Here is an 11,140-nt window from a genome sequence, read left to right as displayed (position 1 = left end):
TTCATCCTGACCCTGGGGCGGGCAGAATAGATTTCCGTCCGGTCGCCGATAACGGGTATGATAGAAAGCCAAGCCATTGCCGGATATTTGTTTTGACAGACAGCAGCCCACAGCCCTCCGCGTTTACCCTGTACGACCTCCACAGCCATACCACCGCCTCCGACGGCTACCTGACGCCGGCGCAGCTGGTGCAGCGGGCGGTGGAAATGCGCGTCGGCGTATTGGCGATCACCGATCATGACACCACCGCAGGGTTGGCCGCCGCCGCCGCGGCCATCGCCGAGCTGGCGCTGCCGCTGCAGCTGGTGAACGGGGTGGAAATCTCGACGCTGTGGGAAAATCACGAAATTCATATCGTCGGATTGGGCATCGATACCGCTCACCCGGCTATGGTGCGGCTGCTGGCTGAGCAGAGCGAGCGCCGCAACCTGCGGGCCGGGGAAATCGGCCTGCGGCTGGCGAAGGCGCGCATTCCCGACGCCTATGAGGGCGCGCAGCGGCTGGCTGCCGGCGGGGCGGTCACCCGCGGTCATTTTGCCCGTTATCTGGTGGAGACCGGGGTGGCCGACAATATGGCGCAGGTCTTCAAGAAGTATCTCGCCAAGGGCAAAACCGGCTACGTTCCGCCACACTGGTGTACAATAGAACAAGCCATTGATGTGATTCATCAATCTGGCGGGCAGGCGGTGATGGCACATCCGGGCCGCTACGATCTGACGGCCAAGTGGCTGAAACGCCTGTTGGCGTATTTTGCCGAACAGGGCGGCGACGCCATGGAAGTGGCGCAGTGCCAGCAGGCGCCGAATGAACGTTCGCAGCTGGCTAAATATGCCCAGGACTATCGGCTGCTGGCGTCGCAGGGATCCGATTTTCACCAGCCCTGTTCGTGGATCGAGCTGGGCCGCAAGCTGTGGTTGCCGGGCGGCGTTGAACCGGTATGGCGCGACTGGCCGCAGCCGGCGCGGGCCGGGGCCATCTGATTTAACGCGGGCGATGCCGCCTGCGTGCATCATTTTAGGAGCAAGTCATGAGTCAGCTTTTTTATATTCACCCGGACAACCCCCAACCGCGCCTGATCAATCAGGCGGTGGACGTCCTGCGCAAGGGCGGCGTGATCGTTTATCCGACCGACTCCGGCTACGCGCTGGGCTGCAAGCTGGAAGAGAAGGCGGCGATGGAGCGCATTTGCCGCATTCGTCAGTTGGACGGCAACCATAACTTCACGCTGATGTGTCGCGATCTGTCCGAGCTGTCGACCTATGCCTACGTCGACAACACCGCATTTCGACTGATCAAGAACAACACGCCGGGCAACTACACCTTCATTCTGAAAGCCACCAAGGAAGTGCCGCGTCGGCTGATGAACGATAAGCGCAAAACCATCGGTTTGCGCGTGCCTTCAAACCCGATCGCGCTGGCGCTGCTGGAAGTGCTGAATGAGCCGATGATGTCCACCACGCTGATGTTGCCGGGCAACGACTTTGCCGAATCCGACCCGGAAGAAATCAGCGATCATCTGGGAAAACAGGTGGATCTGGTGATCCACGGCGGCTTCCTTGGCCAGCAGCCGACCACGGTGGTCGACCTGACCGAATCCGCGCCGGAAGTGGTGCGCGAAGGGGCGGGCGATCCGGCGCCTTTCCGCTGATGTAAACTCTTGCCGCCTTGCTCATTATCTGAAAAGTGGCCGACGCGAGGTTATTTGCCGCGAAAGCCGCTATTCTACAGTTTCCAGAATTGATAATGAGCAGGATGCGTTACAATGATTAAACGGGTTTCTATTTTAGCGGCCTTATTATTTTCCTCTGCGGCCAGCGCAGGTTTCTATTCCGGCAGCGCCTTGCTGTCTGAGACCGGTGGCTACGTAAAAAACAAAAATGGCGAAGCCACCGTGGCCGAAGCGCTCGATGGCGGCATGTTTATGGGCTACGTGGCCGGGGTATTCGATACCTATTCCATGCAGGGCAACCGCAATATCTGCCCGGACGCCGGCATGAGCGTCGGCATGGCCGCCGATGCGGTGATGCAATATCTGAATGAGCATCCTGAGCAGCTGCATTATTCCGCCCCGTCGGTAATTATGCTGGCGTTAAGCGCCGCCTATCCCTGCGTGCGGCATTAACGGCCGGTCCATTTCATGCGCATTTTTTCTTAAGGTGCGCTCTCTCCTCTTTAGCACGAACTCCCCTGGATAACGCCGCACAACGCTGGCAATTTGCTTCGGCGCGTCCCCCTCCGAACGGGGCGGAGAACTGCGTTTACCGGAGGTAAATATGACCGCGTTTCACTGTGCCAATATCACGTTCGATTATCAGGACGTCGGCGCCGGAGCGTTTTGTCACTCTGTCGGTGGCGCTGGCGGAAGCGATGCCGCAGCGGGTGCAGGGCATGCTGTTTCTCGACTGGATCATGACGCGGCCGGAAGCGACCTTTTTTCAGGCGGTCGAGCAGATGCAACAGCCTCGCCACTGGCCATCGAGCGGGCCTATCGGCAATACGGTTCACCCCTGCAACGGCTGGCGGGGCTTTCGCCGGCGCCGCGCTGTCGGCATGTTTATTCGCTGGATCGCCACGAAGATTATCTGCACCGGCAGCAGGACTTCGCCGCCGAACATCGGTTCTTTTCGGTCGTGCGGCTGGAGCAGGCCCGCACCCACCTCGGCATTCTCGAGCGGCCTGAGGCGGTGTTGGGGGCGGTGGATGACTTTTTCGCCTATGGGACCTGAGGGAATGGCGGCCGCGCGCCCGGGAAAACACAATATATAATCTTATTTATAAATAAAAACAGTCATATAAAACATAGCCAGTTTGGGGCCGTGGGTTTGTGTTACAGCCGACAGTGCATTATTAATGCCTGTTGCCTTGGTTGAGGATTAGCTATTAGTATCAGCTTCTCTAAAGTGATGAGGATTCAGGGATGGATACTGTAGAGCAGTTAAACGGGACCTACTTCTACGCAGGACGGCCAAACCTGAGCGCAGGTGAAATGTTTTTCATGGTGTTCTGTGAACAGGTAGCCGAACAGTTAGGAGTTGATGATTTTGGCGCGATCGTTGCGATTGTGTCGGGTCTCAACGTTTCAAAGACGCGGGGCAAGTTTAGAGGGAACATTGAAGATACCTCCTATGCATCGCGCGGCGCTCGAAAAGTGTTCGGAAAAAAAAACTTTCCCGGTAATGTGAAATTGCCGTCTGTTGTAGGCGGGTATCCACTATCCACGATGAGAGTCATCCTAACGCGTAAAATGGGAACATTTGTAGGTCGTGCTGTCCCTGTTGTTGGTTGGATCATCCTCGCAAAAGACGTAACAGAGATTTCATTCAAATCCGTTACCAGATACAACAGCATAGCGCGAGGAGACGATAAATTATGGTAACGACCGAAGAAGTATTAGAGTTTTTCCGCAATGAACTATCCACGCCCGTAACATGGAAAGGAAAGGTTGAGCATCTCCAACTTGATACCCTACTTCAGGATTATGCTGAGGGGGATGAGTTTCCGTATGCGATTGAGGATTACGCTGAAAAGTTTGGCGTGGACGTATCCGTCATCGACATGACTCATTATTACCCGTGGGAAAATTTATCTCGCTGGGAACGCTGGTTTAAATGTAAAAAGAGTGACATAGAGAAAAACAGAAAGCCTTTAACCGTGCGTATGTTCGCGGAGTCTGCCAAGGCCGGTAAATGGTTATATGACTAATCTTCATCATCGAAAGTATTGAGCGATAAACCAACAAACTTTTTAGAATCATTGACTCTAAAATTTGTGTAGAATGTCCGGCCACGCTGTATCGTGTGTGACAGTTTGTGTGACACCTTGTTTGACATGCTGTGTTCCAAAATGTATGCAAGATTATAGGGTTATGGCGTTACTGGCCGTAACTGATTGAAAGTATAGTATACGTTGACGTCTGTGAAGGCGACACTAGAGGTTGCTCAATGAGCGAGAAGTTACAGAAAGTTTTAGCGCGCGCCGGCCATGGCTCGCGTCGTGAAATCGAAACCATGATTGAAGCCGGCCGCGTCAGCGTCGACGGCAAGATAGCCAAACTGGGCGATCGCGTCGAGGTGAATCCTGCGATGAAAATTCGTATGGATGGCCACGTGGTGTCGATCAAGGAATCCGAAGAGGCGGTTTGCCGCGTGCTGGCTTATTACAAGCCGGAAGGCGAACTCTGCACCCGCAGCGACCCAGAAGGCCGCCCAACGGTGTTCGATCGCCTGCCCAAGCTGCGCGGTTCCCGCTGGGTGGCGGTAGGGCGCCTGGACGTTAACACCTCCGGCCTGCTGTTGTTCACCACCGACGGTGAGCTGGCTAACCGCCTGATGCACCCGAGCCGCGAAGTTGAACGCGAATACGCCGTGCGCGTGTTTGGCCAGATCGACGACGCCAAGGTAAAGCAGCTGAGCAAGGGCGTGCAGCTGGAAGACGGCCCGGCCGCCTTCCGCACCATCAGTTTCCAGGGCGGCGAGGGGCTGAACCAGTGGTATAACGTCACCCTGACCGAGGGCCGCAACCGTGAGGTGCGTCGCCTGTGGGAAGCGGTGGGCGTGCAGGTCAGCCGCCTGATCCGCGTGCGCTACGGCGATATCGATCTGCCGAAGGGCCTGCCGCGCGGCGGTTGGGCCGAGCTGGATCTGCCGGCGATCAACTACCTGCGCGAGCTGGTAGAGCTGAAGCCGGAAACGGTCAGCAAGATGCCGGTGGAGCGTGAACGCCGCCGCGTGAAGGCCAACCAGATCCGTCGTGCGGTCAAGCGGCATACTCAGGTCGCCGGCAACGGCGGCCGCCGCAGCGCGCCGGGCGGCAAATCCGGCAAGCCAGGCAAGCGCAGTTAAGCATGCCACTCTGGCCCCGTGCGGGGCCAGAGTGGGTTCCCGCTACCAGTCGATTCCCTGTTGCGCCTTGATGCCCGCGTCAAACGCGTGTTTCACCGGCCGCATCTCCGTCACCGTATCCGCCAGCTCCAGCACATCGCGATGGCAGCCGCGCCCGGTAACGATCACCGTCTGGTGCTCGGGACGCCGCCGCAGCGCCTCCAGCACCTCTTCCAGCGCCAGATAACCATAGGTCAGCATATAGGTCAGTTCGTCCAACAGCACCAGATCCAGGCTGCTGTCGGCCAGCATGCGTTTGCCGTGCTGCCATACCGCCTGACAGGCGGCGGTATCAGCGGCCTTGTTCTGCGTCTCCCAGGTGAAGCCGGTGGCCATCACCTGAAATTCGACGCCGTGCTGCTGCAGCAAATTCTTTTCGCCGTTGGGCCACTCGCCCTTGATGAACTGGATCACGCCGGCCTGCATGCCGTGGCCGACGGCTCGCGTCACGGTGCCGAAGGCGGCGGTGGTTTTGCCCTTGCCGTTGCCGGTAAACACCAGCAGCAGGCCGCGCGTTTCCTGGGCGGCGGCGATGCGCGCGTCCACCTGTTCTTTCAGCCGCTGCTGGCGCTGCTGGTGACGATCTTCAGCCATAAAACGGCTCCTTTATTCGGCGGCGCCGGGTTTGCGGTTCGGTTGCGCGTCGAAGGTCATGCCGGTTTTACGGCGGCTGTCATCCCCCATCAGATAAAGGTACAGCGGCATGATATCGGCCGGCGTTTTCAGCTTGTTCTTGTCTTCGTGCGGGAAGGCGGAAGCGCGCATTTTGGTGCGAGTTCCGCCCGGATTGATGCAGTTTACCCGAAGATGGCGGCTTTTGTACTCGTCCGCCAGCACCTGCATCATGCCCTCGGTGGCGAACTTGGACACCGCGTAAGCCCCCCAGGTGGCGCGCCCGGTGCGGCCCACGCTGGAACTGGTGAACACCAGCGAACCGGCGTTGGATTTCAGCAGCAGCGGCAGCAGCGCCTGGGTCAGCATAAAGGTGGCGTTGACGTTAACCTGCATCACCTCCTGCCACATCGGCATCGTCAGCTCAATCATCGGGGCGATATCCCCCAGCAGCCCGGCATTGTGCAATACGCCGTCGAGCCGCGGGATTTTCGCCGCCAAATCGTCCGCGACCTGTTGGCAGCGTTCCGGCGTGGCGTGCAGCAGATCCAGAGTGACGACCGAGGCCGGCGCGCCGCCCAGTGCGGCAATTTCGGCCTGAACCGCCTGCAGTTTGCTCTCGGTGCGGCCCAGCAGCACCAGTTGGGCGCCGAAGCGCGCGTAGGTCAGCGCCGCTTCACGGCCGATGCCGTCGCCGGCGCCGGTAACCAAAATAATGCGTTGTTCGAGCAGGTCTTGTTTAGGTTGGTAGTGCACAATAATTCCTCGCGCCTCGGTGGCTGGTCTCCCGCTTACGTCGGGGAGAAAGGGTGAATTGCCGGGCCGCGGCGGGAGCTAAGGCTCGACCGCATGACTGGCCCTGCAGCGAATCTGTCTCATCATGTTGATGAATAATGCGTGTTATATGCCTTAAATGGATCGCATTTTCAATGATTAGGCGGCGGAATCGGCATTCTTTTGTAACAAAAGTGGAATGGCGCCGGCTTGGTTAAGCCCGAAATTGCCCCCATAGTGCTTCACAGGGAACAAGGAATTTTTATTTAGCCGCGACAGCAGCCGCTGCGGATGGCTAAAATGAACCCGATCATACTAACAACCTGTAAATAAAGGCGGAATCTGTGGAGTTTATATCTGTTTATGGTCTGTTCCTGGCCAAGGTCGCCACTGTGGTGCTCGCCATCGCTGCATTGGCCGTGCTGGCGGTCAGCCTGGGGCAACGCAAGAACCGGCAGAAAGGGGAGCTGCAGCTGACCGATCTGGGCGAGCAGTATCGCGAGATGCAGCGCGAGATGCGCCTGGCGCGCATGGGTGACGCCGAACAAAAAATCTGGAGCAAGCAGTTCAAGAAGCAGACCAAAGCCGACGGCAAACTGAAAAAGCAACGCGCCAAATCCGGTGCGGTCGAAGTGACCAAGCCCTGCCTGTACGTGCTGGATTTTAAAGGCAGCATGGACGCGCATGAGGTGACCTCGTTGCGCGAAGAAATTTCGGCGGTACTGGCGGCGGCCACCCCGCAGGACGAAGTGCTGCTGCGGCTGGAAAGCCCCGGCGGCGTGGTGCACGGCTACGGCCTGGCGGCTTCGCAGCTGGAGCGCCTGCGCAAGGGCGGCATTCGCCTGACGGTGGCGGTAGACAAGGTGGCGGCCAGCGGCGGCTACATGATGGCCTGCGTGGCGGATCGCATCGTGGCTGCGCCGTTCGCCATCATCGGATCGATCGGCGTGGTGGCGCAGATCCCCAACTTCCACCGCCTGTTGAAAAAGAACGACATCGACGTGGAGCTGCACACCGCCGGGCAATTCAAGCGCACGCTGACGCTGTTTGGCGAAAACACCGAGCAGGGGCGCGAGAAGTTCCGCGAAGACCTGAACGAGACCCACGAACTGTTCAAGCAGTTCGTGCATCAGCAGCGCCCGTCGCTGGATATCGACAGCGTGGCGACCGGCGAGCACTGGTTCGGCAGCCAGGCCAAGGAGAAAGGGCTGGTCGACGCCATCGGCACCAGCGACGATCTGCTGATCGCCGAGCTGGACAACCATGAAGTGATCGCCGTGCGCTATGCGCGCCGCAAACGCCTGATGGATCGTTTCACCGGCAGCGCGGCGGAGAGCGTCGATCGTCTGCTGTTGCGCTGGTGGCAGCGCGGGGAAAAGCCGCTGCTTTAAGCGCGGATTAAACCGACCGCGGGGGCCAGGCGCCCCCGTTTTTTATTTCTCATCGACCAGGTGATATTTTTCGGAAAGCAGGTGGGCCAAATGTTTAAACATATTAAATACTGCGGTGGTTTTGGCGGTAGGCAATCCATCCGCGTCCAAAAAGAATTCGCCGCGGAAAACTAAAACGCTGCCTTTTTGTTCAACGTCGGTGGCGAGCATGCCGTGCAGATAATCTTCATGTTGACGAATGAGGTTATTTGCTTCCGCCAGCAGGGCTTCACGAGTGATGGGTGAGGTATTAGTGCGCATTTATTACACTCCAAACATAAATTCTGTGCATATTCTAACGCCGGTTCGCATTTATCCGCAAACCTACTAAGGTTTATTTGCCGTCTGGATGGCCAGCGTCAGCGGCCAGTTGGCGAAATCCGTCTTTCCGTGCTAATTAGGTTGCGTGACGCTTTTTATCAGGTACAGTGTGGGATTTTGCGGCGTCGGGTGGAAGGTTTTGTTTACGCCATGAATGAGTTTCACCCGGCCATACTTCTGGGGCATGGGTGAATAGCGGGCAGGATCAACAACTTGCGTTCAGGTTGAGCAATCAGTCAGCCAAAAGAAAAAAACCTGTTGATCTCTTGCCAGACTGCCGCAATATAAAAAAGAGACACGAATTGCCGCGGCACGGCGAGATAAAAGACTTCTTTTTAGAAGAAATAAATTAGGTAAAGGTAAATATGGGTAAAGCTCTCGTAATAGTTGAGTCCCCGGCAAAAGCCAAAACTATTAATAAATACTTAGGCAATGACTACGTGGTGAAGTCCAGCGTCGGTCATATCCGCGATTTGCCGACCAGTGGCTCAGCCAGCAAAAAGAGCGCTGACTCATCCGAAGACAAAGCCAAGAAGAAAGTTAAAAAAGATGAGAAGACGGCGCTGGTCAATCGTATGGGCGTCGATCCTTATCACGGCTGGAAAGCGCATTACGAAATCCTGCCGGGCAAAGAAAAAGTTGTCGCCGAGTTAAAATCGTTAGCGGAAAACGCCGACCATATTTATCTCGCAACCGACCTTGACCGCGAAGGGGAAGCCATCGCCTGGCACCTGCGGGAAGTGATCGGCGGGGACGACAAGCGTTTTAGCCGCGTGGTGTTTAACGAAATCACCAAAAACGCGATCCAGCAGGCGTTCAAACAGCCGGGCGAGCTGAACATCGACCGCGTCAACGCACAGCAGGCGCGCCGCTTTATGGACCGCGTAGTGGGTTACATGGTCTCTCCGCTGCTGTGGAAAAAAATCGCCCGTGGCCTGTCCGCCGGGCGAGTCCAGTCGGTGGCCGTGCGTCTGGTGGTGGAGCGCGAACGCGACATCAAGGCGTTCGTGCCGGAAGAATACTGGGAGCTGCACGCCGATCTGCTGGCGAAAGGCGATACCGCGCTGCAGATGGAAGTGACGCACGCCCACGACAAGCCGTTCAAACCGGTTAATCGCGAGCAGACCCACGCCGCCGTCAAGCTGCTGGAGAAAGCCCGCTATACCGTGCTGGATCGCGAAGACAAACCGACCAGCAGCAAGCCGGGCGCGCCGTTCATTACCTCCACGCTGCAACAGGCCGCCAGTACCCGCCTGAGCTTCGGCGTGAAGAAAACCATGATGATGGCCCAGCGGCTGTATGAAGCCGGCCACATTACCTACATGCGTACCGACTCCACCAACCTGAGCCAGGATGCGCTCAACATGGTGCGTGGCTACATCGGCGACAACTTCGGCGCCAAGTACCTGCCGAAAGCGCCGAATCAGTACAGCAGCAAGGAAAACTCGCAGGAAGCGCACGAAGCCATTCGTCCTTCGGATGTGAACGTGCTCGCCGAGCAACTGAAAGATATGGAAGCGGACGCGCAGAAGCTGTATCAGCTGATCTGGCGTCAGTTCGTCGCCTGTCAGATGACGCCGGCGCAGTACGATTCCACAACGCTGTCGGTCAAGGCCGGCGATTACCAGCTGCGCGCCAAGGGCCGCACGCTGCGTTTCGACGGTTGGACCAAGGTGATGCCCGCGCTGCGCAAGGGCGATGAAGACCGCACGCTGCCGTTTGTTGAAGTCGGCAGCGAGCTGGAACTGCAAAAGCTGATCCCAAGCCAGCACTTCACCAAGCCGCCGGCGCGTTACAGCGAAGCTTCGCTGGTGAAAGAGTTGGAAAAACGCGGCATCGGCCGCCCGTCGACCTACGCGTCGATCATTTCCACCATCCAGGATCGTGGCTATGTGCGGGTGGAAAGCCGCCGTTTCTACGCCGAGAAAATGGGTGAAATCGTTACCGACCGCCTGGAGGAAAACTTCCGCGAGCTGATGAATTACGATTTCACCGCGCGCATGGAAGACGGCCTGGATCAGGTCGCGAACAACCACGCCGAGTGGAAAGCGGTGCTGGACGAGTTCTTCGTCGACTTCAGCGAACAGCTGGGTACGGCGGAAAAGGATCCCGAAGAGGGCGGCATGCGCCCGAACCAGATGGTGATGACCAGCATCGACTGCCCGACCTGCGGTCGCAAGATGGGCATTCGCACCGCCAGCACCGGCGTGTTCCTCGGCTGTTCCGGCTATGCGCTGCCGCCGAAGGAGCGCTGCAAAACCACCATCAACTTGGTGCCGGAAGCGGAAGTGCTCAACATCCTCGAAGGCGACGATGCGGAAACCAACGCGTTGCGCGCCCGTCGCCGCTGCCAGAAATGCGGCACGGCGATGGACAGCTACCTGATAGACAACCAGCGCAAGCTGCACGTCTGCGGCAACAACCCGGCGTGTGACGGTTACGAGATCGAAGAGGGCGAGTTCCGCCTGAAAGGCTATGACGGCCCGGTGGTCGAGTGCGACAAGTGCGGTTCTGAAATGCACCTGAAAATGGGGCGTTTCGGCAAGTACATGGGCTGCACCAACGAAAACTGCAAAAACACCCGCAAGATCCTGCGTAACGGCGACGTTGCGCCGCCGAAGGAGGATCCGGTGCCGTTGCCGGAGCTGCCGTGCGAGAAGTCCGACGCGTACTTTGTGCTGCGCGACGGCGCCGCCGGCGTATTCCTGGCGGCCAACACCTTCCCTAAATCGCGCGAAACCCGCGCGCCGCTGGTGGAAGAGCTGGCCCGCTTCAAGGATCGCTTGCCGGAGAAGCTGCGTTATCTGGCGGATGCGCCGGTGGCGGATGCCGAAGGCAATAAAACCATGGTGCGCTTCAGCCGCAAGACCAAGCAGCAATACGTCTCTTCGGAGAAGGACGGCAAGGCCACCGGCTGGTCCGCTTTCTACGTGGACGGCAAGTGGGTCGAAGGCAAAAAGTAACTTTGCAGCCTGAATGCAACAATCGAAAACCAGCCCCCGGGCTGGTTTTTTGTTGAAGAAACTCCGAAAAGGGATCTATCCTTTGCTGCTTTTGGTCCACCGGGGGCTGGGTTTCACGTTGATAGCAATGCAAAATAATCGTTATCATAGTGTGACGCGG

Annotated in this window: 12 protein-coding genes; 9 read left to right on the top strand and 3 right to left on the bottom strand. The window is 57.9% G+C overall.

All coding sequences use genetic code 11. From position 1 onward, the window contains the following. The first annotated feature begins 92 nt into the window (after window positions 1-92). From rnm to rluB, 7 genes are all read left to right on the top strand, one after another. Window positions 93-980, top strand: coding sequence for an RNase RNM (rnm, locus tag CKW09_RS13555; protein ID WP_095097790.1), 888 nt, complete (start codon window positions 93-95; stop codon window positions 978-980). A gap of 47 nt (window positions 981-1,027) precedes the next feature. Next, window positions 1,028-1,648: an L-threonylcarbamoyladenylate synthase gene (locus CKW09_RS13550; protein WP_061795093.1), complete on the top strand. Its 621-nt coding sequence runs from the start codon at window positions 1,028-1,030 to the stop codon at window positions 1,646-1,648. A gap of 114 nt (window positions 1,649-1,762) precedes the next feature. Further along, window positions 1,763-2,122 (top strand): Rap1a/Tai family immunity protein, encoded by a 360-nt coding sequence (locus CKW09_RS13545; protein WP_061795094.1) that lies wholly within the window; start codon window positions 1,763-1,765, stop codon window positions 2,120-2,122. Window positions 2,123-2,273: 151 nt separating this feature from the next. Continuing rightward, window positions 2,274-2,726 carry a hypothetical protein gene (locus tag CKW09_RS13540; protein WP_231922046.1) on the top strand — a complete coding sequence of 151 codons (453 nt, stop codon included), beginning with the start codon at window positions 2,274-2,276 and terminating at the stop codon, window positions 2,724-2,726. A 191-nt stretch (window positions 2,727-2,917) separates the two neighbouring features. Next, complete coding sequence (locus CKW09_RS13535) at window positions 2,918-3,376, top strand: STM2901 family protein (RefSeq protein WP_095097787.1); 459 nt, start codon at window positions 2,918-2,920, stop codon at window positions 3,374-3,376. Then, window positions 3,370-3,702, top strand: a complete 333-nt coding sequence (locus CKW09_RS13530) for a DUF1493 family protein (RefSeq protein ID WP_095097784.1) — start codon at window positions 3,370-3,372, stop codon at window positions 3,700-3,702. The genes CKW09_RS13535 and CKW09_RS13530 overlap by 7 nt, the downstream gene beginning before the upstream one ends. Before the next feature lie 239 nt (window positions 3,703-3,941). Further along, on the top strand, window positions 3,942-4,841 hold the full coding sequence (rluB, locus tag CKW09_RS13525) for a 23S rRNA pseudouridine(2605) synthase RluB (protein WP_061795095.1): 900 nt from the start codon (window positions 3,942-3,944) through the stop codon (window positions 4,839-4,841). A gap of 42 nt (window positions 4,842-4,883) precedes the next feature. On the opposite strand, the gene cobO is transcribed toward rluB, so the two are convergent. Together cobO and CKW09_RS13515 are read right to left on the bottom strand one after the other, a co-directional pair. Continuing rightward, window positions 4,884-5,474, bottom strand: a complete 591-nt coding sequence (gene cobO / locus CKW09_RS13520) for a cob(I)yrinic acid a,c-diamide adenosyltransferase (protein WP_061795096.1) — start codon at window positions 5,472-5,474, stop codon at window positions 4,884-4,886. A 12-nt stretch (window positions 5,475-5,486) separates the two neighbouring features. Then, entirely contained in the window at window positions 5,487-6,248 is a 762-nt protein-coding gene (locus CKW09_RS13515) for a YciK family oxidoreductase (protein WP_095097781.1), read from the bottom strand. A 362-nt stretch (window positions 6,249-6,610) separates the two neighbouring features. Between CKW09_RS13515 and sohB the strand changes: the two genes are divergently transcribed. Further along, a complete protein-coding gene (gene sohB, locus CKW09_RS13510; RefSeq protein ID WP_095097778.1) occupies window positions 6,611-7,657 on the top strand; it encodes a protease SohB in 1,047 nt (348 codons plus the stop codon). A 42-nt stretch (window positions 7,658-7,699) separates the two neighbouring features. On the opposite strand, the gene CKW09_RS13505 is transcribed toward sohB, so the two are convergent. Continuing rightward, window positions 7,700-7,957 (bottom strand): YciN family protein, encoded by a 258-nt coding sequence (locus tag CKW09_RS13505; protein WP_061795099.1) that lies wholly within the window; start codon window positions 7,955-7,957, stop codon window positions 7,700-7,702. 425 nt (window positions 7,958-8,382) lie between these two features. Here CKW09_RS13505 and topA point away from each other — a divergent pair, with 425 nt between their 5' ends. Then, window positions 8,383-10,980, top strand: coding sequence for a type I DNA topoisomerase (topA, locus tag CKW09_RS13500; protein WP_061795100.1), 2,598 nt, complete (start codon window positions 8,383-8,385; stop codon window positions 10,978-10,980). Window positions 10,981-11,140 lie beyond the last annotated feature (160 nt).

Origin of the sequence: Serratia ficaria (genome assembly GCF_900187015.1) — a bacterium.
In the GTDB taxonomy this organism is placed as follows: Bacteria; Pseudomonadota; Gammaproteobacteria; order Enterobacterales; family Enterobacteriaceae; genus Serratia; species Serratia ficaria.
This window is presented reverse-complemented; position numbering and strand designations above follow the sequence as displayed.

What these genes read in the sequence shown, in the direction of transcription:
- CKW09_RS13530 (WP_095097784.1), top strand. Translation starts at nt 3,370, where the DNA reads ATGGTAACGACCGAAGAAGTATTAGAGTTTTTCCGCAATGAACTATCC.
- rluB (WP_061795095.1), top strand. Translation starts at nt 3,942, where the DNA reads ATGAGCGAGAAGTTACAGAAAGTTTTAGCGCGCGCCGGCCATGGCTCG.
- CKW09_RS13540 (WP_231922046.1), top strand. Translation starts at nt 2,274, where the DNA reads ATGACCGCGTTTCACTGTGCCAATATCACGTTCGATTATCAGGACGTC.
- CKW09_RS13535 (WP_095097787.1), top strand. Translation starts at nt 2,918, where the DNA reads ATGGATACTGTAGAGCAGTTAAACGGGACCTACTTCTACGCAGGACGG.
- cobO (WP_061795096.1), bottom strand. Translation starts at nt 5,474, where the DNA reads ATGGCTGAAGATCGTCACCAGCAGCGCCAGCAGCGGCTGAAAGAACAG.
- topA (WP_061795100.1), top strand. Translation starts at nt 8,383, where the DNA reads ATGGGTAAAGCTCTCGTAATAGTTGAGTCCCCGGCAAAAGCCAAAACT.
- CKW09_RS13505 (WP_061795099.1), bottom strand. Translation starts at nt 7,957, where the DNA reads ATGCGCACTAATACCTCACCCATCACTCGTGAAGCCCTGCTGGCGGAA.
- CKW09_RS13545 (WP_061795094.1), top strand. Translation starts at nt 1,763, where the DNA reads ATGATTAAACGGGTTTCTATTTTAGCGGCCTTATTATTTTCCTCTGCG.
- CKW09_RS13550 (WP_061795093.1), top strand. Translation starts at nt 1,028, where the DNA reads ATGAGTCAGCTTTTTTATATTCACCCGGACAACCCCCAACCGCGCCTG.